Genomic DNA, 26,028 nt, shown 5'->3' with positions numbered 1-26,028 from the left:
GTAGCGGAAGTTTTTCTTGCGATCACGGATGGATTTAGTTCAGCTTCGCTGAGAACTTATCATTTTGTAATCTTAAACAAATTTGAGTATAGCAAATTAAGAACCGAATGCAAGCAGTATTGCTTGACAATTTTTCGAATTGCTGAGATTTGGACACATCCCCGAGGGTTACAGTAAGCATAGGAGATGGGCAAGCAAGCATCGAAAGGGGAAAAAGAATGCAAACTAATACAAAACCAGCCAAAATCTTGCGATCACCTTTTTTTATCGCTATGTGGCTAACGCTTTTTCTAGTTGAGATTATCAAGGGTGCCTTGCTGGTCGCTGTATTGCCCGTGTATATGGACAATATTCTGGGCCTGACCGCTGGCGTGATTGGTGTGGCCTTTGCCCTTCAATATTTGGGTGATAATCTGTTCCGGGCTCCCTCTGGCTGGGCAGCAGAACGAATCGGGTTCCGTGCCACGATGGTAACGGCCCTAATTTGTACATTAGTCGCTGTAATCATGATTATCTTTTTCAAAAGTGCATTTGGACTTGCCATGGCTTGCCTCATTCTTGGAATCGGTACGTCCCCCCTTTGGCCGTGTGCCATGACAGGTGTGACGGCGATGTCGGGGCCGCAGAACAAGAACGGTACAGCCATGGGAGCGCTGGAGATGGCGGCTCTTGGAGGGACCGGACTTGGTCCAATCGGCATGAACTGGCTTCTGGAACGGACGCATCACGATTATCGCACCATTTTCCTGATATTGATGGGTGTTGCCATTCTGGTCATTCTGGTCGCGCTGATTTTGCCCGGACGTGTCGTTGTTGAGGGAGAGCATGCGGAAGGGGAGAGCAAGCGGGCGGATATGAAATATCCGGCTAAACCGAATTTGCTTACGCCTTTCATTCGACTCAAAAAGAGCGTCCAGGGCACACTGCAACGGGTACGTAGTACTCTTAATGTGAATCCGCTTGTATATCCTGCACTTTTCATGCAGTCCTTTGTAATTGGTCTGCTAAGTCCGGTGATCACGCTATACACACGCACAGACCTGCATATCTCCCCCAACCTGTACAGCCTGTTGCTGATAGCAGGGGGTGGGATTACGGTTATTGCACTGCTGCCTGTAGGGAAAATGGTAGACCGGTTTGGAACGGCGCCGTTCCTGAACATCGGTTTTTTGATGGCAGCAGCAAGTCTGTTTGCATTTTCATCCATTACGTCCATTCCTGTGGTGTTCGGCGTCGTTATGCTGGTAGGTGTCAGCTATGCGATGATTCTTCCGGCTTGGAATGCGTTTGTAGCCACATTGATTCCTCAGGGAGAACGCGGAGCGATCTGGGGGTTCTTCCTAACCCTACAGGGGTCAGGCATGGTCGTAGGGCCGATTGTATCCGGACTGCTGTGGGATCACATTAGTCATCCGGCTCCATTTATCGGAAGTGCTGTCGTTATGGCTGGACTTGCTGTTGTGCACTATGTGTTATCCCGTAAACCGTATCGTACGGCCCCTGCCAAATGATGCCATTGAAGTCCGATGAGGATGAGTTGATAAGAAAAGGGAGTTCCAACGACCGTACAGGTTGTGGAACTCCCTTTTTGTGTAGATAATGCATCCATTCAGCTAACGACCAGAAGGTAATTCTGCCCGTGTATACCTTCATTTCGCGTCCATCATAGCATGAAAATCGGGGGCTTGCCCCTGTGCATCTGCGGAAAGCTGCGATCCCTCAGATCAATCGGTGAAAAATAGTCAAATAACCAAGTACCCTTACATAAAATGAAGTATAAAATAGGGTAAGCCGATTGAGTAGAAGCGATTGAAGAAGATGACCGGAGCATCTCCGGTACAGATGGAGGGAGTGCCGTGAATAAGAGTTATGAAGTTGAATATTGCAATCTGGAGCTGCGGTTCAACCGTCGGCATATCCAAAATTTGATCAAAGACCTTATTCGTGAGGGGTATTCACTATATTGGAGCGAGGACGAATCCTTCTTTATTCTGTCAGTTCGCACCGGACGCAAGCTGGTAAAGCTCCGTTTTCAACAGACGCGCAGTGGGAATTACAAGATGACAGGGGATTATATTATCAAGGATGCAAAGCTTGCGGAATGGTTGGAGAAGCTGATTGGGGATACGCGCGGGCATGCCGTTGTGAAACGGTTTAAGGATCAGCAGATGACCGTGGAGAACATTTTGTTTGGTGAAGTCATCCGTCTCGTTGAAGTGTCCGGGTTCAAACAGCGCGTTATTTTTCAAAAGGAACCTGCGCCGACGGCGGAAGAAATGGAAGAAATGTTCCTCTCGCGCGAAGGCGAGGAGCGTCTCCTGCTGTTACGTATGGAAGTGGACGATGAACTGGAGCGTCTGCATGCCGCGATTCAGATGGATAATATCGAAAAAGCAGATGCCTGTCGTAAAGTCCTAAAGCAGTTGTCAGGGCATATGTTGATGCTGGAAGGCTGACATTTAACGCTGTATTTATGAAAATACGATGAACACCTCAGGCAATTGGGGTGTTTTCTCGCTGTGCGACCATGGTCCGGGGTTCACTTCTATGCGTAAAACCGTTAAAATGAGGGTATTGTTGAGAGTACATTTCAATAAAATTAATTGGAGCAAAGGATGGAGGACCAGATGGCGAAACAACAGATCGGTGTCATTGGACTTGCAGTAATGGGCAAAAATTTGGCCCTTAACATTGAAAGCAGAGGTTTCTCGGTATCGGTATTTAACCGTTCCCCGGAGAAAACCAACGATCTTCTGAAAGAAGCCGAAGGTAAAAACCTGACAGGCACATTCTCCATTGAAGAGTTTGTGGCATCCCTGGAATCCCCGCGCAAAATCCTGATCATGGTACAAGCCGGTTACGCAACCGACGCAACCATTGAGCAACTGCTTCCTCATTTGGATGAGGGCGACATCATCATTGATGGCGGTAACGCCTATTTCCCTGACACCCAACGTCGCAGCAAAGAGCTTGAAGACAAAGGCATTCGCTTCATCGGTACAGGCGTATCCGGTGGGGAAGAAGGCGCGTTGAAAGGCCCGGCAATCATGCCAGGTGGACAAGAGAGTGCGTACAAGCTGGTTGAACCGATCCTGACAGCCATTTCGGCCAAAGTCGGTGACGATCCTTGTTGTACATATATCGGACCAGACGGTGCCGGACACTATGTGAAAATGGTGCACAACGGTATCGAATACGGAGACATGCAGTTGATTGGTGAAGCTTACCACCTGCTCAAATCCGTGTTGAATGTGTCCGTTGAGGAGCTTCATGCCATCTTTACAGAATGGAATCAGGGAGAGCTGGACAGCTACCTGATCGAAATCACGGCAGACATCTTCTCCAAATACGATCCGGAAACCGGCAAACCAATGGTTGATGTCATTCTGGATGCAGCCGGACAAAAAGGAACAGGCAAATGGACAAGCCAAAGCGCGCTGGATCTCGGCGTACCTTTGTCCATGATTACGGAATCCGTATTCTCCCGCTTCCTGTCTGCGATGAAAGACGAGCGTGTGGCAGCGAGCAAAATCCTGAACGGACCTGCGGTTGAGGCATTCTCCGGTGACAAAAAAGCGTTCATCGAGAATGTACGCAAAGCGCTGTTTGCAAGTAAAATCGTATCCTACGCACAAGGCTTTGCCCAAATGCGCGCAGCTTCGGACGAGTACGGCTGGGATCTGAAATACGGCAACATCGCGATGATCTTCCGTGGTGGATGCATCATCCGTTCGCAGTTCCTGCAAAACATTAAAGAAGCGTATGACAAGGATGCAGCACTGAAAAACCTGCTTCTGGACCCATACTTCCAAAACATTGTTGAATCCTACCAAGGTGCATGGCGTGAAGTTGTGGCTGCTGCAGTAACTCAAGGGGTTCCGGTTCCTGGATTCTCCAGTGCATTGTCCTACTACGATAGTTATCGCACAGAGCGTTTGCCTGCAAACCTGTTGCAAGCACAACGTGACTACTTCGGCGCACATACGTTCAAACGTCTGGACAAAGAAGGCAGCTTCCACCACAACTGGATGGAATAGTAATGTATATACGCAAGTCCGTGAGTTTGGCTAAAGCGTCCTGAATCAGGAGCCTTGGCTGGAAGAAAGGCATGGACGATTGCTTGGAAAAAGGGACTTGGAGAGTCGGTTCATACCGATGAGCTCCAGGTCCTTTTTTTAACCGCATGGTAAGCTGGTTCTACATCTTACGAACCCGAGAAGCTCTATTTCGTGGATATGAGCCTTTTCTATTCTCTAACGAACTCAGAAGGTTCTATTTAGATCATTTGGAGCGAAATTTTGCTGTTTTGAGGGTGTTTTAGAAAAATAAGTTTTCTGAGATTCGTTACAATTTTATAATCAGCTAAAATTCAGAAATAAGCTCATCTGAGTTCGTTCGAAATCTATGGAGTAAATGGACTTGCTTTGAATTACCTTAGATGTGCTTGTGGCTACTGGAGGGGAGTCGTTAGTAGGATAGCCTTCCCCAGTCCGCAGGGCTGTGTTATGATAGGACAAAAGTGCTCACGAATTGCTTGAATTAAAGGAGTGTACACCTTGAGCAAGTCTAATAATATTATTCTCATCGGCATGATGGGAACTGGCAAATCAACCGTCGCTGATATGCTCGCTCGAGAGCTGGGATACCGACTGATTGATGTGGACGCTGCGGTGGAGAAAGAGGAAGGCTGTACGATTCCTGAATTGTTCACAGGCAAGGGAGAGACGTATTTCCGCGATGCCGAGAGCCGTATGCTGTGCTCGGTGCTGGAGAAGAAGTCGCAGGTGATTGCAACCGGGGGCGGTGTCGTTCTGCGTTCGGATAACTGTGATGTCATGTCGAAGAACGGCTGGGTGGTTGCTCTGACTGCCGATCCGGCAGTGATTGTAGAACGCGTCAGCGGCTGTGATAATCGTCCTCTCTTGGCAGGCAATGCGGAGGAACGCATTCAGACCATTATGCAGGAACGGAAGGACGCATATCGGTTTGCGCATTACACGGTGGATACAACCGAGTTATCCGCTTCTGAAGTGACTCGTTTAATTTTAGCGCATTACCGCGTCTAAGCTTGTAATTGTTTCTATGCCGAAGGATGTTAGTGGTGAGTGGGGTCGTGTAATTCTGGCGGATAGATGTGAAAAACGGGCCGATTGGCCCGTTTGATTGACTGTAAGGATCAGAATGTACAGGGCTTATGATGAACTGCTGATTGCAGCTATCCTAACCCCTATATTCCGATCCTGATGCTTTTTAGTCTTCCTGCTGCCATTGCAGCATGCCGCCAACCATATTGGTGCAGCCATCATATCCGAGCTGCTGCAAATACTCACAGGCACGCTCGCTGCGGTAACCGCTGCGGCAGATCAGAACAATCTCACCGGACTTTTGAATTTCAGACAGTCTGTCCGGAATCTGTCCGAGTGGGATGTGTTTGGCTCCCTCGATCATGCCTTGTGCGACTTCATCGTCCTCACGGACGTCTATCATCTGCAGCTTCTCTCCCGCCTGCAAACGGCGGCGCAGCTCAGAAGGTTCAATTTCAGCAATTTGTGTCATATTCAGGTCCTCTTTTCTGTATGGACTTAACGCCTATAATGATACCCAAGCGATGTATGGAATGTCAATTTGGCAGTATAGCATCACCACATGTATCCTGAACCAAATACGTAGCAGGATCATCTAACGAAGCACATTATAATCAATGAAGGAGAATTTCATCCATGGACGTTATCGTTAAACCGACCCCATCCCTGAACGGGGAAATTGGAGCTTTGTCTTCCAAAAACTACACTACACGCTACCTGCTTGCTGCCGCATTGGCAGAAGGCACGAGTACGATCCATTACCCGGCCCATAGTGAAGATAGTGACGCAATGCGCAGATGTATTCGTGATCTTGGAGCAGTCCTTGAAGAAGATGACAGCAAAATCGTCATCCAGGGCTTCGGCAGCCATCCACGGGATGTGCGTGAATTGAATGTAGGCAATGCGGGTGCAGTGCTCCGTTTCCTGATGGGGGTAACTGCACTTTGCCCTGAGGTTACGTTTGTGAATACGTACCCGGATTCTCTTGGCAAACGCCCGCATGATGACCTGATCGATGCACTTGGTCAGCTTGGTGTTGACGTACAGCACGAACAAGGGCGCTTGCCAATCACGATCAAAGGTGGTCAGGCCAAGGGTGGTCATATCCGTGTATCCGGTTCGGTTAGCTCCCAGTACTTGAGCGCATTACTGTTTGTCACGCCTCTTCTGGCCGAAGACAGCACCATTGAAGTATTGAACGACTTGAAATCCAAAGTGGTCATTGGTCAGACGCTGGAAGTACTGGAACAGGCGGGCATCGTCATTCATGCGAGTGATGATTACATGTCCTTCCGCGTACCTGGCGGTCAAGCCTATAAACCACAAACATATACGGTTCAAGGAGACTACCCGGGGTCAGCAGCTGTTCTCGCGGCCGCGGCTGTCACCCAATCGGATGTTAAAATTTTGCGATTGATGGAACAGAGCAAACAGGGTGAACGTGCCATTGTTGACGTTCTGCGCATGATGGAAGTGCCGTTGACGCACGAGAACGATGTGGTACACGTTCAAGGTAACGGTAGATTGAAAGCCGTGGAATTCGACGGAGATGCCGCGACAGACGCGGTTTTGGCAATGGTAGCGGCAGCTGTGTTTGCGGAAGGCACCTCACGGTTCTATAATGTAGAGAACTTACGTTACAAGGAATGTGACCGAATTACGGATTATTTGAACGAACTGCGGAAAGCAGGAGCCAATGTAGAGGAACGCCAAGCCGAAATTATCGTACATGGTCGTCCGGAAGGCGTTGAAGGCGGCGTTGAGATTAATGCTCACTACGATCATCGCGTAATTATGGCACTGACCGTTGTCGGTCTGCGTTCCAAAGAACCGCTTCGTATTCGGGATGCACACCATGTAGCGAAGTCTTATCCGCAATATTTTGATCATTTGCAGGCGCTTGGCGCCTCGGTTCAATGGGTAAAAGAGTAAAATAACACGTTTAAGAAGTTGTTCAAAAAACCGCTTTTGATTACGAAGGATGCCTGGAGGCATCATCAGCATCGAATATGGAATTCAGCCGAAATGTCCGTTGCTCACGTAGTTTTCCCTACGCTCCGCTACTCCATTTCTAGCTGCATCCCATCTTCTCGGTACTGAAAACCGGTCTTTTTGAACACGCACTTTAAGCAGAAAAGGATGGTGCTTGAACATGGAATTTAACAACCCTACTCGTGAAGAAATTGGACAAATTTTGCGCAAGGCAGGCAACATCGCAGTCGTCGGCTTATCGGACAAATCAGATCGCACTTCCTATATGGTAGCGGAAGCCATGCAAAGCAGAGGGTATCGCATCATTCCGGTAAATCCACAGGTACAAGGTGAGATTCTCGGTGAGACCGTATATGCAACTCTTGCGGATATCCCTGAGCCAGTCGATATCGTGAACGTATTCCGCCGCGATGAATATTGCGCGGATGTCGCTCGTGAAGCTGCCGCGATCAAAGCAAATGTATTGTGGCTTCAGCTTGGTATCCACAGTGATGAGGCCGTACAGATTGCTGATGAGAACGGCATGACAGCGGTGACGAATCGTTGTATCAAGGTGGAGGATTCCATCGTTCTGCGTGGTGCTGGACGCGGTTAAATCTCGATCAAGCAAAAATCCCGTCAACGTTGACGGGATTTTTGCTGTTGTATAATTGAAACGCAGAATATAGTTTACAGAAGAGGGTCGCATAAAGTTAAATCCAAGCGGTAACCAAATTGCCAACAGCTTACTGTTTTGCTTTGACAAAACGTTGCGTAAAGCTTACCATCTAGGATAGAAAGGAGAGGTCGCCATGAATTGGCTCGGATCCTTGCAGCAGCTCGGACGAGCGGTAATGCTGCCTACAATGGTCCTGCCCGCCGCCGCAATTTTGCTGAGTGTTGGCAGTTTGCCCTGGGACGCCTGGGGATTGAAAGTTGTTGGTGAAGTGTCTACCGTGGCCGGACACGGTATTTTTTATTTTTTGCCGTATTTGTTTGCTGTCGGCGTAGCGCTGGGACTCTCCAACCAGGCCGGACAAGCGGGACTCGCCGCTCTGGCTGGTATTGTGATATATGATCAGGTGACTCGCAACTTCGGCGATGGCACCGTTCAACCTGCTTCCTTAATCGGAATTATTCTCGGCGCACTTGCCGGGGTGACGCATAATCGGTTCAAAAGCATTAAACTGCCTGAAATTTTACAATTTTTCGGTGGTTCCAGGTTTGTTTTGCTCATTGTTGGACTCTGCTCAGCCCTGTTTTCCTTCTTTATGTTATGGATTGCACCCATTCTTCAACATGGATTGAACGCCATCGCCACCTGGGAATACAGTCTCGGCGGTTTTGGGCTGTTCATTTATGGGGTCCTGTACAGGGTATTGGTTGCCTTCGGATTGCACCATCTGCTTAACAATGTATTTTGGTTCCAACTGGGGACGTATGAGACAGCAGATGGAAACATTGTTCAAGGGGATTTACCGCGATTTTTTGCAGGTGATCCAACAGCAGGATTTTTTATGGCTGGTTTGTTCCCGATCATGATGTTTGCGATTCCAGCGATTGCCTTTGCGATCATTCAGGAGGCAAGGGAAGACCTGAAGCCGAAAATCAAAAAAACATTTCTCACTTCCGCACTCGTTTGTTTCCTGACAGGGGTATCGGAGCAGATCGAATTTGCCTTTTTGTTCGCAGCACCTTATCTGTTCATCGTGCATGCGGTCATGTCGGGACTTGCGATGTGGATCAGTTACTGGCTTGATATACGCCATGGGTTCTCTTATTCGGCTGGCATTATTGATTACATACTCAATTTCCATCTATCGGAGAATGCTTGGAAGCTCATACCGATTGGCATACTATATGGGTTGGTCTATTATTTCCTGTTCAGGTGGGCGATTCGCACGTTCAAGATTCCGACTCCAGGGCGTGAAGAGGGCTCCATGCTGGAAGATTGGGTAGGTAACATTCCTTATCAGGCTCCTCTCATTTTGGAAGCGCTGGGCGGGAAAGAAAACATTGTGCAGGTAGAGGCCTGCATTACGCGACTTCGCCTCACAGTGCATAATGATCGGTTAATCGATACAGGTGCAATGAAGAGTATGGGGTCCGCAGGTCTCATCAAGCTGGGTGGCGGTAACGTACAAGTGGTATTTGGCACCTACTCGGAATTGATTCGGGAAGAGATTGCGAAGCTGCTCGAACGCGATCTGCAGCAGGTTCTATTCTGCGCTCCTGTGCAGGGTAAAATGTTACCGATTGAAGAGGTGCCGGATCAGATATTTGCAGCCAAGCTTGTGGGCGATGGCGTAGCCTTTGTCCCGGAAAAGGGAGAGCTCGTCTCACCCGTGTATGGAACAATTATGCACTTGTATCCGACGATGCATGCTCTGGGTATTTCAACCCGGGAAGGACTTGAAGTCCTGCTGCATATCGGTATCGATACCTCCCAACTCAAAGGGCATTTTGAAGCCTTTGTTCAGGAAGGGGATACGGTGGAGCCGGGGCAATTGTTAATCAAATTTGACCTGGCTGTATTGCGAGCCGAGGCGGCATCGCTGACGACACCAATGGTAATTACGAATCCAGATCGAGTCAAATCATGGAGCTTTGCTCCATTTAAGCAAGTTAAGAAAGGTCAGGCATCCGTTATGTCCGTGGTGCTCTATGACAGGAACGTTGGAGGGGTAGAATGAAGATACAAGGCATCAACGGCGCTGCAGGCATAGCCATCGGCAAAGCATTTGTCCTGCCCAGTTGGGAATGGGATCTGCCGGATCAGAAGATGGATTCGGTGGATCTCGCCCAAGAGTTCGAACGGCTGTACGAGGGCATACGGACATCAAAGGATGAGATTGAATATATCAAGAACGAGTTCAAGGAAGTGGTCGGTCCTGAAGAGTCCAGCATCTTTGATGCGCATCTGGCCATTCTGGAAGATCCGGTATTCATGAACGAAATTCGCGGTATTATTGAACGGCAGTACAAGGCGGCAGAAGTAGCCGTCAAAGAAGCTATTGACCATTTTGTCACCATGTTTGACCTGCTCGACGACGAGTATATGAAGGAGCGGGCCATCGACATCAAGGACGTGGGTAACCGCTTGTTAAAACATCTGCTGGGCGCACCGGAGATTACGCTCCCATCGGATACCCAGCCTTATATACTCGTGGCCAAAGAGCTGTCTCCCTCTCAATTGGCGCATTTGAATCCAAGCCACGTGCTGGGCATTGTGACACTCATCGGAGGCAAAACGTCACATTCGGCCATTATGGCTCGTGCCCTTGGTATTCCTCTCGTTTCCGGTCTGGAAGCGAGTCTTGGCATGCCGGTAGAGACCGGAGATATGTTGGTTGTGGATGGAGATAACGGTCTCGTCTTTACGGAGCCGGATCGCAAGACGATTGAGCGTTACACGATGATTCGCAGCAAACAATTGAAGAAAAAAGAACAGCTGCAGGTACTTGCAACAGTGGATGCCGTAACCAAAGACGGCTCCGTTCTGCATCTGGCTTCCAATATCAGCTCCGTTAAGGAACTGGATTTGGCATTGAAACACGGGGCCAAGGGAGTCGGCTTGTTCCGGACAGAGTTCCTGTACATGGATCGGGCTACGTTCCCGGGTGAGCAGGAACAGTATGAGGTTTATCGTCTTGTTGCTGAGAAAACAGCAGGTCAGTCTGTCGTCATTCGTACGCTCGATATCGGTGGTGACAAGCAGCTCGACTATTTCGAACTTCCCGAAGAAGATAACCCGTTTCTGGGATATCGAGCGATTCGAATCAGTCTGGACCGTAAAGATCTGTTCAAAACACAGCTTACAGCCATTCTGCGCGCCAGTGCTGCGGGCAATGTCAAAATTATGTACCCGATGATCTCTTCGGTAGAAGAACTTCAGGAGGCCAATGAAATCCTGCGTGAAGCGATGTCTGATCTGGATGAGCGCCAATTGCCGTATGATCCGCATATTCAGGTAGGCATCATGATTGAGGTTCCGGCAGCGGTGATGATAGCGGACCTGCTTGCAGAGGAAGCTGATTTCTTCAGTATCGGTACGAATGATCTCGTGCAGTATGTATTGGCGGTAGATCGAATGAATGAGCAGATTGCACATATGTATCATCCGTATCATCCGGCTGTACTGCGCATGCTGCGCGCGACAGTGGATGCTGCCCATACGGCAGGGATTGATATCAGTGTGTGTGGAGAGATGGCAGGAGACGAACGTTCAATTCCCCTGTGGCTTGAGCTTGGAATTAGCAATCTGAGCATGTCCCCGCAATCCTTGCTGCGTGTCAAGCACAGGGTCTTGAATACAACAGCCGCTGCTGCCAAAGAGGCAGCATCTGAATGCTTCACCTTGCGGACAAGTGCGGATATCGAACAACGTCTGCAGGTCTTCAATGATTCGATGGGCAGTCCGGATGAACAGAGTGGATCGAATGCATCTTGAACAGGATATTTTCAAATAAATACCTTTAAGTGAAAATATTAACTTTTGTACAATTTTGGAAAATAGTCTTTATTTCATAGGATAAAGCCCCACACCATATGGTGTGGGGCTTTGCTTTATTTGTCAGCAAGTGCATCGCAAAATGCTTTGCCATACGGAGGAAGGTCAGGTGGACGACGAGCTGAAATGATGTGACCATCCACAACAACGGCTTCATCTTTCCAGATAGCCCCGGCATTTTCCATGTCATCTCTGATTCCAGGCGTAGATGTGACCGTAACCCCATCCAGTATTTTAGCTGAGATCAGCACCCACCCTGCGTGACAGATCTGTCCGATGGGCTTACGCTCCGCGTGCATTTCCTTAACCAGTTCAATTACTTTAGGGTAGCGCCGAAGCTTGTCCGGAGCCCAACCCCCGGGTACAAGAATACCATCGTATTGTGAACTATCCAGTTCATCAAAACTGTATTCTGCTTCGGCGGGAACACCATATTTCCCGATGTAGATTTTACCTTTTTTCTCTCCGGCGAGATGCACCTCAGCGCCTTCCTCACGGACACGATGCACCGGATACCACAGTTCCAGATCTTCGAATTCTTCATCGACCAGGGCGATGACTTTTTTGCCTGTTAATCTCATTCATCATCTCTCCTTTTGCGGTAATTAGTACATAGCGTCCTTATTGTAACAGATTCTCACAGTGACTTCATTGTCATGCATTTTCTCCATCACGTAAGCGATTCCAACTCAATGTATGCCTGCATTCGACAACCTTCATCTGGAGGTAGTGGTAATTTGTGCAACCTATGGTTTATAGCAGGATTTGAGCGGAAATAGGTCGAATGGTATCTATATAAGAGTATAGAACGAATGAGGTGATGACTGTGCGTAAGACGTGCAGATGCGGACATGTAATGGAACTTGAATTAAGAACGGTGGTATACGCCAAAAAGGTGGAGATTCGTAACGTACCTGTATTTGCTTGTACAGACTGCGTTTCCTATGAAGTGCTTCAGCCGGTCAAGCCGGATTTGAAAGAGTGCATCAGTACACTTGGGGAACAACCTGCCAAACAGGATGTATCGTTTGGAGAGCGAAATGAACTTGCAGACCTTTTTCATGAGCAGCTGCTGGCCTGGCCTGACGCTACGGATCGAGAGATGGAGCATCGGATGCAATGTGCTGTGGAAGAGCGAATTAACCTGCTGCTGGACATTATGGGGTACGCCCAAAAGTCTAATGATGAGGAATGGATCGAAACAACACAGCGCAGATTGGGTCAATTATCTGGATTTGTATGGCAGGCGCATTTCTCGAATGCTGTCTAATTTTGACGTGCAAAATGCTTGTTTTCATGAAAATTGGCTTTTTCGCCCGCTTTTTGTTAAGATATCGTAGAGTGAAAACGCTCAACATAGCGGTATTCCTGGTAAAGGGGGATGTATATCAAATGGCTGACATGACTAAAATGACAAGTATTGAACAGCTAAACTCCGCAGTGGAGGCTACCGAGGATCAACCTTTGCTTCTGTTTAAGCACAGTACACGCTGCCCGATCAGCGCGAGCGCCTATCAGGAGATGAACGATTATTTGCAAAATAGTCCAAATGAACAAGTGAAATACGGTATCATCTATGTAGTGGAAGATCGCCCTGTATCCAACGAAGCAGCGGACAAGCTGGGTGTTAAGCACGAATCTCCGCAGGCGATTCTAGTCAAAAAGGGAATTCCTGTATGGCATACTTCCCACTCGGATATTACTTCAACCACAATCACGAAAGCACTGCGTGAGTCCTAAAGCCTATTTTAATTGATTAATGCATAAATTTGTCGTAATATAAATCTTAATGAAAATGGTATGAAAATTTACTGGTAATGGAGAGAAGTACTGTGACGGTAACCATTTATGATGTGGCACGTGAAGCCGGTGTCTCTATGGCAACGGTATCACGGGTTGTTAATAATAACCCTAATGTGAAGCCACAGACGCGCAAAAAAGTATATGAAGCCATCGATCGGTTGGGATATCGTCCGAATGCGGTAGCCAGAGGTTTGGCGAGCAAGAAGACAACCACGGTCGGGGTCGTTATTCCGGACATTTCGAACTCAACCTTTGCAGAGATTGCCCGCGGGATTGAAGATATCGCGAATATGTATCACTACAACATTATTTTGTGTAACGCGGACAAGAAGAAAGAAAAAGAAATTCGTGTAATTAACACATTGCTGGAGAAACAGGTAGACGGTCTGCTCTTCATGGGTGGAACGGTAACGGACGAGCATATTCAGGCGTTCCAGTCAGCGGCTGTGCCGATCGTTCTCTGTGCAACAAGTGACGAGAAGGGCACGTATCCTTCTGTAGATATCGATCATGAAGCTGCGGCATTTGACGCTGTAAACACGTTGATTCGTCATGGACACAAGGAAATCGCAATGATCAGTGGTACATTGCAGGATCCTGCCAACGGTTATGCTCGTTTCCAAGGCTACAAGAAAGCACTTGAAGCAGCAGGTATGGAATACCAGGAAGATCTCGTACGCATTGGTAACTATCGTTATGAGTCTGGTGTGGAAGCGATGAAGTATTTCCTCGGATTGAAGAAAAAACCATCGGCAATCTTCGCTGCAACAGATGAGATGGCGATCGGTGCTATTCACAGCATTCAGGATGAAGGTCTGAAAGTACCGGATGACTTCTCCATCATTAGTGTGGATAACATCCGTATGGCTTCCATGGTCCGTCCTCAGCTGACTACTGTAGCTCAACCGATGTATGACCTGGGCGCTGTAGCAATGCGTTTGCTGACCAAGCTGATGAAGAAGGAAAATGTGGAGAACCCACGGGTTATTTTGCCGCATGAAACGATTCTCCGTCTGTCTGTAAGCCACGCAGACGTAGTTTAAATAAGAAAGGGAGAAGACATTCTCTCTACATAGTGGAATAACGGAAGCTCCGGAAACGGAGCTTTTGTGCTGAATGGGACTTTGAGCTTAAAAGGAAAATCATACTGGATGGGACAAGGTCAGGTTCAACATGCAGAATGTATACAGGAGGTCAGAACATGCGTGAAACGATCGGCATTATTGGTGCAATGGATGAGGAAGTAGAACTTCTCCTGGCTGGTATGAAGCAACTGGAGACTGTAAAACAAACCGGAATTACCTATGTCGCTGGCGAATGGTTGGGTAAGCAGATAGTGGTCTGCAAATCAGGCGTAGGTAAAGTGAATGCGGCTGTGACGACACAGATTCTAATTGATCGTTTTCAGGTAAACCGTATTATTTTTACAGGTGTCGCGGGCGCGGTTAATCCGGAATTAAACATTGGGGATATGGTTATCTCGTCGGTATGTGTACAGCATGATATGGATGTGACCCCACTTGGATTCGAGCGCGGAGTTATACCTTATCAGGAGACGTCTGCCTTCCCGGCGGAAGCATCACTTATCGCATTAGCTGAAGAAGCTTGCAAAGCGCAGGGAGCGAACTATCTGATCGGTAAAGTGCTGTCAGGAGATCAATTCATTGCAAGCAAGGATACCGTGAAAATGCTGTATACTGAAATGGATGGGGCATGTGCGGAGATGGAAGGGGCTGCCGTAGCGCAAGTAAGCTTCATGAATCGTGTTCCCTTCGTTATACTTCGTGCTATGTCTGACAAAGCCGATGGATCAGCGCATGTAAACTTTGCCGAGTTTACGGTCGAGTCTTCCCAGCGTTCCCACCGAATTGTGGAACATATGCTGGAACATATGTAGACCCTAAGATATGCATGTTTTGAGTGTGGCAGAGAGTTAAAAGGGCAACAAAAAACCGCTTCTTCGTAGCAGATCATCCATGATGAAATTGTTCACGAAGGGGCGGTTTTTCTATGTATACCTATTTCAAAATCATCCATGTGGATTCGTCATCAGTACATAAAACGATGGCGGAATCGCACACGGTCGAACTGTTCTTCCGATTCAAGAGGCACTTGGCTGCCAATACGGACCATGAGGCAGTTTGCCGGATGTGAACAAATCTCGGGATCATCGGTGGCGTACCAGGTCATGTCTACGGTTTGCATCAATTTTTCCATCATCTTGCGGTAATCCCATACGGAAAGGGCGCTACCTTTCAAATCCCAATGCCAGTAATATTCCGTTGTGAATATGATATATTTCTCCATCTGTCCGTTTTCAAACGCAGTGAGCAGCATTTCGCGTCCAATCCCGAGAGAACGATAGGAATCGGCAACCTCGATGGCGCCCAGCTCAATCAGATCGGTCATGTTGCCTTCCGACCAACGCTCGCATTCATCTGCATAATGAAAAGTCACATAACCGACAATGGTCTCATTTTCCCGTGCAATGATGATTCGACCTTCGGGCAAGGCGGCAATTTCGGCTAATGCCTCCTGCTGTTCCGAAGGGCGCCTGAAGGCATCGAGATCGGTATGAAATTCAAGCTGCTTAATCGTCTCGGCCTGAACAGGTCCCTCAATGATGATTCGGTGGCCGGACTTGAAGATGGAACGCACATGATGCTCCTTAATATGCTCCATGGTTCATGCTCCTCTCTCCCCCTACTTGTAGAGGCTGTTCAAAAAGTCCGCTTTTGATTACGAAGGATGCCTAATGGCATCATCAGCATCGAATATGGAATTCAGCCGAAATGTCCGTTGCTCACGTAGTTTTCCCTACGCTCCGCTACTCCCTTTCTAGCTTCATCCCATCTTCTTGGTACTGAAAACCGATCTTTTTGAACACATATTTATAGCAAAAAACCAAAAATTTGAAAAGCCATAGACGATGATTGAAAAGATTTGCTATAATTGCGTAGACAAAAAATGTTCACAATTCAACTGCAGTTTGGGTTCATCGGTTTGACCAGACAAGTACATGATGAGAAGTTCTCTCTACTAATGTAAGCGCTAACTGGAAGTTCAGTCAACACAAAGGCAATCAGAAGTACCCATAATGGGAATCGAAATGTCGAGTTGAAGGAGGCTGGCAAGCATGAGTCAAGCACATGGTGAGATGCTGCAAACGGTTGTGTCTGAATCTAATCTGGGCGATTACACGGAGGCCCGAAGCCGGTTTGATTGGGAATCGGTTGAAAGGCACTTTACGTGGCACGCCAGCGGGAAAGTCAACATGGCGCATGAAGCGATAGATCGTCATGTGCTGGAAGGAAGAGGCGGGAGAACGGCACTGTTATACAGTGATGCTTCTCGTGAAGAGGCGTACACGTTTGCTGACTTGAGCGAGCAGTCGAGTCGCTTCGGTAACGTACTGCGCAAATATGGCATAGCCAAGGGAGATCGGGTATTTATTTTTATGCCTCGCAGTCCTGAGCTCTATTTCAGTCTGTTAGGCATATTGAAGGTTGGAGCTATTGCAGGTCCGCTATTTGAAGCCTTTATGGAAACTGCGGTGAAGGATCGGCTGGAGGATAGCGGAGCTGTGGCACTGGTGACGACCCCTCAATTGCTGGGACGAATTAAACGTTCCGAACTGCCGGAACTCAAGCATATCTTTGTTGTGGGTGGCGGTCCGCAGACGGAAGAAGGGCTCATCGACTTTGATGCTGAGATGTCGCAAGCTTCGGACGATATGGAAGTGGAATGGCTGACTCGTGAAGATGGTCTGCTGATTCACTATACATCCGGCTCTACTGGTAAACCCAAAGGTGTATATCATGTGCAAAATGCGATGATTCAGCATTATTATACCGGCAAGGTTGTGCTGGATTTGCGCGAGGATGACGTATACTGGTGCACAGCTGATCCGGGATGGGTCACAGGTACATCCTACGGGATCTTTGCACCCTGGTTGAATGGCGTAACCAACGTTATTCGTGGGGGACGATTTAGTCCAGGAGACTGGTACAGCACCATTGCGAAAAATAAAGTCACCGTATGGTACAGTGCGCCGACTGCTTTCCGGATGCTGATGGGTGCGGGCGAAGAGACCATTGCCCAGCATGATCTGAGTAGTCTTCGTCACGTCATGTCCGTCGGTGAACCACTTAATCCGGAGGTCGTTCGTTGGGGCTGGAAAGCCTATGGTCAGCGAATTCACGATACCTGGTGGATGACAGAGACGGGTGGACAGCTGATTTGTAACTATCCGGGCATGCCGATCAAACCAGGTTCCATGGGTCGTCCATTGCCCGGAATTGATGCAGCCATTATTAATGATCAAGGACAGGAATTGCCACCATACAGTATGGGGAACCTGGCAATTCGTACATCCTGGCCGTCCATGATGGCGAAGATCTGGAATAACCCGGCCAAATACGAGGAGTATTTCCGGCTTTCTGGGTGGTATGTATCCGGTGATTCTGCTTATATGGACGAAGATGGCTACTTCTGGTTCCAGGGCCGGATTGATGATGTCATTAATTCTTCAGGGGAACGAATTGGCCCCTTTGAGGTGGAGAGCAAGCTTGTAGAGCATCCTGCGGTAGCAGAGGCAGGTGTTATCGGCAAACCGGATGTAACTCGTGGAGAGATCATCAAGGCCTTTGTGGCACTGCGTGAGGGGTATGAGCCGACACCGGAGCTGAAGGAAGAGATCTATCGATTTGTAAAAGAAGGCTTGTCTGCCCACGCCGCTCCGCGTGAGATTGAGTTCAAGGATAAACTGCCTAAGACCCGTTCCGGCAAGATTATGCGCCGTGTGTTGAAAGCCTGGGAGCTGGATTTGCCAACAGGCGATCTATCGACCATTGAAGACTAAAGAGTAAACGAGTAGGATGCAGCACGTCTGCCTGCCCCATGATTCAAATGCAAAGCCTGATCCGTGTTTCATTGCGGATCAGGCTTTTGCTTTTGGGTATCAATGCTTCAATGCAAAACAAAAACCCCATCCTCAACATACGAGAATGGGGTTAAAAGTGGAATCTTGATAACTCTGTATTACGGTTGGAAAAGCACGGCACTGGACGCTTCAGATTCGCCTATACTGTTGCTGGCAGATACCTTGAACCATCCACTGGTGGATGCAGGCACTCCGTAGTCCATGGAGGTACCTGAAGTTGTGCCAATTTTGGTGTATGGGGCTGCGCCCGTTTCACTAAAATATACAGCATAACTTTGAACGCCATCCGATTCCGGATTGGAGGCCCACTGAATGCGAAGTCCTTGGGAGAGTGCCGACACGCTCACTTGGCCCGGTGTAGCCGGAGCCGTAGTTGCGGCGTTCTCATTCTGGGAATCTTCCGGTGTAACGACCGTTCCCGGAACATTAATCGGTTCATTTATCTCTTCATCTGGAGGAGGCTGTGCCACTCCTGCGCTGCTAACTGCTGCACTAGGAGCGGACTCTCGGCCAGCGACATCCACTGCTGTAACGTAGAATGCAAAGTCCCCACCTTGTGCATAAGCGCTGAATGATCTGGACTCACCTGTCAGGACAACCTGCCCCTGATTTTGGAATCCGGCACCATTTACTGAGCGATACAGGCGATAACCAACCACATCACTTTCCGGTGTGGCATTAAACGTAATGACGGCGTTCCCGTTACCAACGGAAATTCTTACATTTCCTGGTGCATCCGGTGCCTTGCCGTTATCTGTTCTTGGATCAATCTGTGTCGGCATGTCTGCATCGGCATCTTCCGGCAGGTAATAAGCCAATGATTCGTGACGGCTCATGCGTGAGAATGCACTTTGAAGTTCCTTGATGAGATCAGAGATCGGTTTTTTGCGCTTGACGACCGTTTTCTCCTTCGTCATGTCTCCAGGCGTTTCATCACGCGGAATGTAGTTGACACCATTGTAAGTGATATATTTGGCTTTTGCGACGCCATCATCGCTATCCTTCGGCACAAATTTGCTATTGAAAATATCAGTGACAAATCTGTCCGTCAGAGATGTTGGCAATTTGCCGCTATAAGCCGATACGGTTCGTGTCTCGATTCCGGATGGTTTCTTGAACGAATCGGTTACAAACATCTCTTTATCTGTAGCGATGACTTGATTCATAATTTGGGTCCACAGCTGCTGGGCACGTTTCTTCTGTGATCTTGTTTCCAGCGTGTTTACCGGCTGTTTGTATCCCACCCATACACCTAGTGTGACATCCGGCGTATAGCCTTCAAACCAGACATCCGCATAGTTTTGGGTTGAACCCGTTTTGCCTACAATTGGCACACTTTTAGAGTACTTGTAATTTTCACGAACTTTATCCGCTGTACCTTCCGTAATAACGGTGCGAAGCATATCTGTCATCAGGTATGCCGTCTGTTCGGAGAAGGCCTGAACAGGTTCTACATCGTGTTTATATACGATGTTGCCATTGGAGTCTACAATTTTGCTGATCATATAGGAATCATTGTATACACCATTGTTGGCGATGGCTCCATAGGCATTGGTAAGCTCCTCGACAGTAACACCGTACTGAAGTCCTCCAAGAACACCGGTCTGAGCTTGGTAATCAGCCGGCTGGATGGTGGTAATCCCCAGCTTCTTGGCAAAGGCCCATGATTTGTCGATACCAACTTCCTCGTTGAACAGCTTCAGCGCAGGTACATTCAGCGAGTAGTTTAGTGCTCTACGGGCAGTTACAAGTCCCTGGTAGCGATTGTTGGCATTTTTCGGAATATGGAATCCGTTCGTGCCGTCCTTCAGAATAATCGGTGAATCATCAATAATGGAAGCGGGTTGAACAAGTCCTTCATCCAGTGCAGGCAGATAAGCGGCAATAGGTTTCATGGTTGAACCTGGCTGACGCACCATCTGGGTTGCATAGTTCATCTGCTCATCCTGGAAATCACGGCCTTCAATCATGCCGAGAATAGCGCCTGTTTTGTGATTAATCAACATGGCAGCTGTCTGTTCTTTTCCCTTCACGGGATCGTCAGCAGAGAAATTACTGTCATCTTCAGCAATCGTACGCATGGTTTTATAGATACTCTTGTTGATGGTCGTGTAGATACGATATCCGCCAGTACGCAATTGCTGCTGGGCTTCCTCCAGTAAGGCACTGCTTTCTTTTTGCGGTGTATCGGTATCCGTATCCTTGGCAGTATCCGCTTTGGCATCCGTGCCTTCAGCTTTATCCGAATTGAGTTGCATTAAAATCTGTGCAGCTTGTCGTTCCGTTTCCATCATAAGGTATGGATAAGTATTGTAAGCTTTGATGGTTTTGGGTGCGAGTGAACTCTTGATGTCAAAAGCAAGAGCTTCGTCATACTCAGATTGATCGATTTTGCCCAGTTCCAGCATACGGCGCAAGACCAGATGCTGACGATTGATTGCACGCTCAAAATTATCCTCAACAAAATCGCCTTTTCCATTAAAGGCAGAGTAAGAGGAGGGGAGCTGAGGCAAACCTGCAAGATAAGCAGCCTGAGCTGTGTTTAATTTGCTCAAATCATTGATATTGAACAGTCCTTTGGCAGCTGCCTTGACTCCATATACATTATATCCACTGGAGCCGTTACCAAAAGGAACCTTGTTCAGATACGCTGTCATAATTTCGTCTTTGGTCAGGAAACGTTCGAGTCGGAGCGAGAGTAATATTTCTTTCACTTTCCGGTCCTCGGTTCGATCCAGATTGAGGAATACACGCCGGGCCAATTGTTGAGTCAGTGTGCTTCCGCCCGTTTGAACAGATTCTTTCAGCACTTTCTGTTTCACGGCTCGGAGCGTTCCGCTCATGTCTACACCTTTATGTTCGTAAAAATGATTGTCTTCAATCGAAATGACTGCATCAATAACCTTTTGCGGAATCTGGTCAAACGTGACCGGACGCCTGTCTTCTTCTGTTCGTAATTGACCGATCGGGCTGCCGTCGGCAAAGTAAGCAAAGCCTGTGATGGAGTTTTCGCTGACTTTTTGTTCAATCAGCGCCCTTGAACGGACGGGTTCGTCTTTCACAATGGAACTGACGTATCCCATCAGAGCACCGCCTACAAATAGTACCCCCATGAATCCCAGGACAACCATCCATTTGACGAAACTCCCCAGTCTGCGGGCAAAGCTGCGCTTGCGTGCAGGCTGTTCATCGGGCTTATTCTTATTAACATCAACCATTCAGTGTCTTCCTCCTTTTAACAGCACTTATTATAGCATAAAAAGGCTGGTTTGCATGCCTGAGAAATACAAGCAATGGTCGAAAATTGCCATTCTTTCTTGGATTATGATATATATCATACGGAATTGAATTACATATCATGAGAAGACGTGGAGAATTTCAGTAAAACGTGGAAGTATTAAGCATGCAAGTGTGGATGAAAATAGATGACTAACCATACGAAGGAGGCCGTATCCATGCATTAGGTGCAGGTACGACCTTCTTGTTCTTTCCCTGTTGTTTCTTCTGTAATAAAAAAACAGCTGCCGAGAAAATCTCGACAGCTGTTTGGAGTAAAGCTTAATGAAATTCCAACGATTAACGGTTGTAGAACTCGACGATTTGTTTTTCGTCGATGTCTTGGGACAATTCCGAACGCTCAGGCAAACGAATAAATTTACCTTCCAGAGCAGTATCGTTGAATTCTACGTATGCCGGAAGATGCGAACGGTTTTCAATAGCTTCCTTAACGGAAGAAAGACCGCGGCTTCTTTCACGCAGGCTGATAACGTCGCCAGTGCTTACTTGGTAAGAAGCGATGTCAACTTTTTTGCCGTTTACAGTTACGTGACCGTGGGATACCAACTGACGCGAACCAGCGCGGGAGTTAGCGAATCCAAGGCGGTATACGAGGTTATCCAGGCGGCTCTCAAGCAAGAACATGAAGTTTTCACCCGCGATACCTTGCATTTTTTGCGCTTTAGCAAAGAGAGTGCGGAATTGCTTCTCGCCCAAACCGTACATGTGACGCAGTTTTTGTTTTTCTTGCAATTGCATACCGTAGTTGCTGATTTTTCTCCGTTGGTTAGCTCCGTGCTGACCTGGAGGGAAAGGACGTTTCAATTCTTTGCCTGTTCCGCTCAGGGAAATGCCGAGGCGACGGCTCAATTTAAATTTAGGACCAGTGTAACGTGCCATGTTTAAAGTAGCTCCTTTTTAGTTGAAGTTCATATAGGGCTCTGTTTGCGCTCCAATTTGTTGATGCGGGCTATACCTCGCATAAAACGATCAGGAAAGTTCAGCCGCTGTCCTGAAAGCAACAAAAAGAATGAGGGTGACACAACCGGTAATGCCCAAATTTAAAGACCCATTAGTAGTCTTCATCAACAATTTATTTTACAGTTTACTAGAACCAAAGTCAAGCATGTGATAAAAGCAAAAAAACGTCTAAATTTGTCGATAGGTCATTAGGCCCAAAATAATGGGACAATTTTCTGAAATATGGATGCAAAAAACCTTTAAAGAGAGTAAAATAGATTGTATCTTAACTTTAAATGATCTTGTACATTAAGGTTATCGCATAGAATTTGCAGGTTTGCGATAACGTCTGCAGATTAATGCATCCGAGTGGATGCAAAAACGGTGCAAAGGAGCGCCTGACATGTTAGAACATCTAAGAAGTAAACCCGCCAGCTTGAATTCGCGAAGTTCGGGCGATTCCGCATCTTCTGCCGCTCCTCACGAAGCGCATGTATTCTGGATGCAAAAAATGGATATCACACCTTTTGATTTTTCATATCTGGGAAGCCTTCTGCAACAAGCGTATACCGACTGGTATACCCAACGACGGCCACACTCAGACAGATCATCGATAATATACAACGTATGGAATACAGAAGGGATCTGTATGGGGCAAGGAAAAGAAGGGGCTCCTCCGCTGGACGTACATTCGACTGTAATGCAATGTCTTGAATCTGGACAGGCACAGTCGTTACGTGGAACCACTGAAAATGGAGAATATCATCTAATGGCTGAGCCACTTTTCTCCAGGACAAACAAGGATATGTTTGCTGTCTTCACTGCTGTAACCTACGAGCAAAATCGAGATGACACGTCTGAAGCCGTTGTTCGATCGGAGGCATTGCATTATCGTACCTGCTTTTACCGAAGATTTGAATACATATTTATGACGGACATGTTACATGCTCATGAACAAACTGCCCGTGAAGAACACCGAAGGTCGATTCTGTTCCAAATCGTTCAACGGATGCATGACAAGATGGATGTGGACGCCATTTTGGATGAAGTGTTTGACAGCATCGACTACTTATATCCAACGACGGGCATGACACTGTATATGTCTCAGGATCAGAGCAGCCTTAACCCTCGTATCAAGCCGCTGCTTGTTCATGAGCGTGGAGAAGACATCTGTGTACAATCGTTCATGGAGGGCAAGCTCATTGTTGTTCGGGCACGTGAAGGTGAGCATCGCATTCTGGAGGTTGGCCTTCCTCTAAAAGGCAAGCAAGGGATCTATGGTGTATTTCACATTGAGATGAATGAGGAGTTAATGGAAGATTCCGATCTGCAACTCATTACGATGATGGCGGATACAGCCGGAACTGCCTTTGAAAATGCCAAGCTGCACGAGCAATCGAATATGTTAATCCAGGAACTTCGTCTAATCAATGATCTGACACAACGTTTGAATAAGAGCCTGCAGCTGATGGAGATCTATCAATTCTCCGAGCAGGAGTTGAAGGACATCTTTCAGGCTGAATCCTGCTGTATCCTTCAACTGGATGACACTACGAGTCATTTCGAAGTGATGTCATCCAATGTAAATGAGTTAAGCCGCAAATCATTTCCAATAGACTACGGAATCGCAGGGGTGCTGTATGAGACAGAAGAACCGCTCATTCTATCCAATTATGCGGATTATGATAAAGTGTCATCCGTCTTCATGGATATTACCGGTTCAATGTCACTAATAGCCTCGCCCGTTCGGGTGAATGGTGAAGTGAAGGGCGCCATTCTACTGGGACATCCCAAAACACAGTATTTTTCGTACGAAAATTATCGTCTGTTGCAGATGCTGTCCATTCATATAGGACTTGCACTTTCCAATGCAACACTTCATGCCGAGGTACGACGCTTGGCAAACCTAGATATGCTCACAGGGCTGTATGTAAGGCATTATCTGGATAGTGTGATCCATGAACGTCAGGCCCATGATTTCTGTGGGGCGCTGGTGGTCGTGGACATTGACCAGTTCAAGCAGGTGAATGACACATTTGGGCACCAAACAGGTGATCAGGTATTGAAGCAGGTGAGCGACATTGTAACGAGTTCAGTCAGACCTGAGGACATCTGTGCCCGATGGGGCGGGGAAGAGCTGGCCATCTATATGCCCCAGATTGGTGCTCGTCAGGCACTGGAATATGCCGAGATCATTCGTACGAGGGTTGCTGAAGAGACAAGGCCTCCGGTGACCGTATCCAGTGGTATTGCGGAATGGAACTGGATGGATGAGAAAGTCAGTGTGGAATCGTTATTTTACCGGTCTGATATGGCTCTGTATGATGCGAAGCATGGCGGTCGAAACCGGATCGTCATGGAAGAACAGGAAGTTACACGTTAAGAGAGGACTATTCCGATTGCGGAGTCGTCCTCTCTTTATTTTTTTGAAATGGCGATGCCAAAGGAAGGAAGTATAAGCAAATAAGGGAGGGGCAGGCTATGGAGAAAGTTGACGGAAGGGTGGAATAAAACATGTTGAAGCGTCGGTCTATACGTGGGCTATTGTTGATTCTAAGTATTGTTGTGTTATGTGCTCCTGGTTGTGGATTGTTAGAGCGTGATCGAAGTCCCGAGGAATTATTCTCACTGGCTTTATCAGGAATAGCAGGCAAAGAAAAGCTGAGTTTTGACGGGGAAGCGGGACTGCGACGTGAAAGCAGCGGGTTGTTCGAAAATCAGTTCAAATTTGAAGGCAAGCTGGAGGATCATGACCGCTTGACCTTGCAAACGAGACTACCTGGAGCTGTGACTGCTGCCGGAACGGGAGTAAAAGGAGTGAATGCCAAGGCTGTTAACAATAGCGGTCAACCAAGCGGATTTAGCGCTTCTTTTGTACGAAAACAAGGACAATGGATGGCTTTAACTGCTGAGCATGAGCCTCTCCGCGGCTCGCTGTCCCGCTTTAATCCCATTGCTCAAATGGAAAGTATCGATCGGTTGAACAAAACGATAAAGTCCGAATACGGTTCAGGCCATCGAACAAAAATACTGCGGATTGAACTCGAACCGAAAGATGCCAAAACCTGGGCGCTCGCGCAGCTTAACGACGAGATGAACGCAATCCGGGCAGAGTATATGCACAAGGCAGCTACAGTTAAGGGAGGCAGTCAGGAGGAGCTTGAGAAGGATCTGAGCAAAGTGTGGGAGCAAGGGGAAACATCGATGCAAGAGATGATGAAACAGGCCGAGGTACATACGGTGTATCATCTAACCGTGGATCGGAAAACCAGCTTGCCCTTGCGTCTGTCCTCAGAAAGCCAGGTGAGTTATAAGGATATGAACAGCAAAAAGAATAAAGAAGCCCTTGTCACAGATGTAAACTTCAGGTCCTATGAGTAAATAAATTGCGGGACTGCCTGCTGACGGGATGGTTGTAGCGTGCTACAATAGTATCGTAATTTACCGTTGTTCAATTCAGGAATGGCAGATGACAGGAGGAG

Annotated in this window: 20 protein-coding genes; 15 read left to right on the top strand and 5 right to left on the bottom strand. The window is 47.7% G+C overall.

The genetic code is table 11. The annotated features are described in order from the left end of the window. Positions 1-218 precede the first annotated feature (218 nt). The 4 genes from Q0V21_RS04725 (at position 219) to Q0V21_RS04710 (ending at position 5,066) form a co-directional block, all read left to right on the top strand. Complete coding sequence (locus Q0V21_RS04725; RefSeq protein WP_301877788.1) at positions 219-1,511, top strand: MFS transporter; 1,293 nt, start codon at positions 219-221, stop codon at positions 1,509-1,511. 345 nt (positions 1,512-1,856) lie between these two features. Beyond that, positions 1,857-2,456 (top strand): hypothetical protein, encoded by a 600-nt coding sequence (locus tag Q0V21_RS04720; RefSeq protein ID WP_024631160.1) that lies wholly within the window; start codon positions 1,857-1,859, stop codon positions 2,454-2,456. Positions 2,457-2,627: 171 nt separating this feature from the next. Then, on the top strand, positions 2,628-4,037 hold the full coding sequence (gndA, locus tag Q0V21_RS04715) for an NADP-dependent phosphogluconate dehydrogenase (protein WP_079349566.1): 1,410 nt from the start codon (positions 2,628-2,630) through the stop codon (positions 4,035-4,037). A 519-nt stretch (positions 4,038-4,556) separates the two neighbouring features. After that, a complete protein-coding gene (locus Q0V21_RS04710; RefSeq protein WP_301877786.1) occupies positions 4,557-5,066 on the top strand; it encodes a shikimate kinase in 510 nt (169 codons plus the stop codon). A gap of 184 nt (positions 5,067-5,250) precedes the next feature. Here Q0V21_RS04710 and Q0V21_RS04705 read toward each other — a convergent pair whose 3' ends face one another. Further along, complete coding sequence (locus Q0V21_RS04705) at positions 5,251-5,556, bottom strand: rhodanese-like domain-containing protein (protein WP_024631157.1); 306 nt, start codon at positions 5,554-5,556, stop codon at positions 5,251-5,253. 164 nt (positions 5,557-5,720) lie between these two features. Between Q0V21_RS04705 and aroA the strand changes: the two genes are divergently transcribed. From aroA to ptsP, 4 genes are all read left to right on the top strand, one after another. Beyond that, a complete protein-coding gene (aroA, locus tag Q0V21_RS04700; protein WP_024631156.1) occupies positions 5,721-7,016 on the top strand; it encodes a 3-phosphoshikimate 1-carboxyvinyltransferase in 1,296 nt (431 codons plus the stop codon). 220 nt (positions 7,017-7,236) lie between these two features. Continuing rightward, complete coding sequence (locus Q0V21_RS04695; RefSeq protein ID WP_079349564.1) at positions 7,237-7,671, top strand: CoA-binding protein; 435 nt, start codon at positions 7,237-7,239, stop codon at positions 7,669-7,671. A gap of 196 nt (positions 7,672-7,867) precedes the next feature. Beyond that, the gene (locus Q0V21_RS04690; RefSeq protein ID WP_024631154.1) at positions 7,868-9,748 is read left to right on the top strand and encodes a glucose PTS transporter subunit IIA; all 1,881 of its coding nucleotides are present in this window, start codon (positions 7,868-7,870) and stop codon (positions 9,746-9,748) included. After that, positions 9,745-11,505, top strand: a complete 1,761-nt coding sequence (gene ptsP, locus Q0V21_RS04685; RefSeq protein ID WP_079349563.1) for a phosphoenolpyruvate--protein phosphotransferase — start codon at positions 9,745-9,747, stop codon at positions 11,503-11,505. The genes Q0V21_RS04690 and ptsP overlap by 4 nt, the downstream gene beginning before the upstream one ends. A 116-nt stretch (positions 11,506-11,621) precedes the next feature. Here ptsP and Q0V21_RS04680 read toward each other — a convergent pair whose 3' ends face one another. After that, positions 11,622-12,146 carry a type 1 glutamine amidotransferase domain-containing protein gene (locus Q0V21_RS04680; RefSeq protein WP_079349562.1) on the bottom strand — a complete coding sequence of 175 codons (525 nt, stop codon included), beginning with the start codon at positions 12,144-12,146 and terminating at the stop codon, positions 11,622-11,624. A gap of 275 nt (positions 12,147-12,421) precedes the next feature. Between Q0V21_RS04680 and Q0V21_RS04675 the strand changes: the two genes are divergently transcribed. The 4 genes from Q0V21_RS04675 (at position 12,422) to Q0V21_RS04660 (ending at position 15,265) form a co-directional block, all read left to right on the top strand. Continuing rightward, positions 12,422-12,835 (top strand): hypothetical protein, encoded by a 414-nt coding sequence (locus tag Q0V21_RS04675; protein WP_052016637.1) that lies wholly within the window; start codon positions 12,422-12,424, stop codon positions 12,833-12,835. A gap of 122 nt (positions 12,836-12,957) precedes the next feature. Continuing rightward, positions 12,958-13,305 (top strand): bacillithiol system redox-active protein YtxJ, encoded by a 348-nt coding sequence (gene ytxJ / locus Q0V21_RS04670; protein ID WP_079349561.1) that lies wholly within the window; start codon positions 12,958-12,960, stop codon positions 13,303-13,305. A 92-nt stretch (positions 13,306-13,397) separates the two neighbouring features. Continuing rightward, entirely contained in the window at positions 13,398-14,411 is a 1,014-nt protein-coding gene (gene ccpA / locus Q0V21_RS04665) for a catabolite control protein A (protein ID WP_024631149.1), read from the top strand. A 158-nt stretch (positions 14,412-14,569) separates the two neighbouring features. Then, the gene (locus Q0V21_RS04660) at positions 14,570-15,265 is read left to right on the top strand and encodes a 5'-methylthioadenosine/adenosylhomocysteine nucleosidase (RefSeq protein ID WP_079349560.1); all 696 of its coding nucleotides are present in this window, start codon (positions 14,570-14,572) and stop codon (positions 15,263-15,265) included. A gap of 152 nt (positions 15,266-15,417) precedes the next feature. Here Q0V21_RS04660 and Q0V21_RS04655 read toward each other — a convergent pair whose 3' ends face one another. Beyond that, on the bottom strand, positions 15,418-16,050 hold the full coding sequence (locus Q0V21_RS04655; protein WP_079349559.1) for a GNAT family N-acetyltransferase: 633 nt from the start codon (positions 16,048-16,050) through the stop codon (positions 15,418-15,420). Positions 16,051-16,504: 454 nt separating this feature from the next. Between Q0V21_RS04655 and acsA the strand changes: the two genes are divergently transcribed. After that, positions 16,505-18,229, top strand: coding sequence for an acetate--CoA ligase (gene acsA, locus Q0V21_RS04650; RefSeq protein ID WP_079349558.1), 1,725 nt, complete (start codon positions 16,505-16,507; stop codon positions 18,227-18,229). Between the two features lie 179 nt (positions 18,230-18,408). Here acsA and Q0V21_RS04645 read toward each other — a convergent pair whose 3' ends face one another. Together Q0V21_RS04645 and rpsD are read right to left on the bottom strand one after the other, a co-directional pair. Next, entirely contained in the window at positions 18,409-21,528 is a 3,120-nt protein-coding gene (locus Q0V21_RS04645; protein ID WP_079349557.1) for a transglycosylase domain-containing protein, read from the bottom strand. Between the two features lie 358 nt (positions 21,529-21,886). After that, complete coding sequence (rpsD, locus tag Q0V21_RS04640; protein WP_024631144.1) at positions 21,887-22,486, bottom strand: 30S ribosomal protein S4; 600 nt, start codon at positions 22,484-22,486, stop codon at positions 21,887-21,889. Between the two features lie 463 nt (positions 22,487-22,949). On the opposite strand from rpsD, the gene Q0V21_RS04635 reads away from it, so the two are divergent. Then, positions 22,950-24,929 carry a sensor domain-containing diguanylate cyclase gene (locus Q0V21_RS04635; protein ID WP_301877784.1) on the top strand — a complete coding sequence of 660 codons (1,980 nt, stop codon included), beginning with the start codon at positions 22,950-22,952 and terminating at the stop codon, positions 24,927-24,929. Positions 24,930-25,060: 131 nt separating this feature from the next. Beyond that, on the top strand, positions 25,061-25,927 hold the full coding sequence (locus Q0V21_RS04630; protein WP_301877783.1) for a hypothetical protein: 867 nt from the start codon (positions 25,061-25,063) through the stop codon (positions 25,925-25,927). The last annotated feature ends 101 nt before the right edge of the window (positions 25,928-26,028 follow it).

The sequence above is a fragment of the Paenibacillus sp. 11B genome (genome assembly GCF_030487755.1).
In the GTDB taxonomy this organism is placed as follows: domain Bacteria; phylum Bacillota; class Bacilli; order Paenibacillales; family Paenibacillaceae; genus Paenibacillus; species Paenibacillus vandeheii.
Note: the sequence above shows the minus strand (reverse complement) of the source record. Positions and strands in the feature narration are given on the sequence as shown.

Bases quoted from the DNA above. Each gene is read 5' to 3' on its own strand.
- Q0V21_RS04655 (WP_079349559.1), bottom strand. From the start codon at position 16,050: ATGGAGCATATTAAGGAGCATCATGTGCGTTCCATCTTCAAGTCCGGC.
- Q0V21_RS04680 (WP_079349562.1), bottom strand. From the start codon at position 12,146: ATGAGATTAACAGGCAAAAAAGTCATCGCCCTGGTCGATGAAGAATTC.
- Q0V21_RS04645 (WP_079349557.1), bottom strand. From the start codon at position 21,528: ATGGTTGATGTTAATAAGAATAAGCCCGATGAACAGCCTGCACGCAAG.
- aroA (WP_024631156.1), top strand. From the start codon at position 5,721: ATGGACGTTATCGTTAAACCGACCCCATCCCTGAACGGGGAAATTGGA.
- Q0V21_RS04675 (WP_052016637.1), top strand. From the start codon at position 12,422: ATGGAACTTGAATTAAGAACGGTGGTATACGCCAAAAAGGTGGAGATT.
- gndA (WP_079349566.1), top strand. From the start codon at position 2,628: ATGGCGAAACAACAGATCGGTGTCATTGGACTTGCAGTAATGGGCAAA.
- rpsD (WP_024631144.1), bottom strand. From the start codon at position 22,486: ATGGCACGTTACACTGGTCCTAAATTTAAATTGAGCCGTCGCCTCGGC.
- acsA (WP_079349558.1), top strand. From the start codon at position 16,505: ATGAGTCAAGCACATGGTGAGATGCTGCAAACGGTTGTGTCTGAATCT.
- Q0V21_RS04705 (WP_024631157.1), bottom strand. From the start codon at position 5,556: ATGACACAAATTGCTGAAATTGAACCTTCTGAGCTGCGCCGCCGTTTG.
- ytxJ (WP_079349561.1), top strand. From the start codon at position 12,958: ATGGCTGACATGACTAAAATGACAAGTATTGAACAGCTAAACTCCGCA.
- Q0V21_RS04635 (WP_301877784.1), top strand. From the start codon at position 22,950: ATGTTAGAACATCTAAGAAGTAAACCCGCCAGCTTGAATTCGCGAAGT.
- ptsP (WP_079349563.1), top strand. From the start codon at position 9,745: ATGAAGATACAAGGCATCAACGGCGCTGCAGGCATAGCCATCGGCAAA.
- Q0V21_RS04695 (WP_079349564.1), top strand. From the start codon at position 7,237: ATGGAATTTAACAACCCTACTCGTGAAGAAATTGGACAAATTTTGCGC.
- Q0V21_RS04660 (WP_079349560.1), top strand. From the start codon at position 14,570: ATGCGTGAAACGATCGGCATTATTGGTGCAATGGATGAGGAAGTAGAA.
- Q0V21_RS04630 (WP_301877783.1), top strand. From the start codon at position 25,061: ATGTTGAAGCGTCGGTCTATACGTGGGCTATTGTTGATTCTAAGTATT.
- Q0V21_RS04690 (WP_024631154.1), top strand. From the start codon at position 7,868: ATGAATTGGCTCGGATCCTTGCAGCAGCTCGGACGAGCGGTAATGCTG.
- Q0V21_RS04725 (WP_301877788.1), top strand. From the start codon at position 219: ATGCAAACTAATACAAAACCAGCCAAAATCTTGCGATCACCTTTTTTT.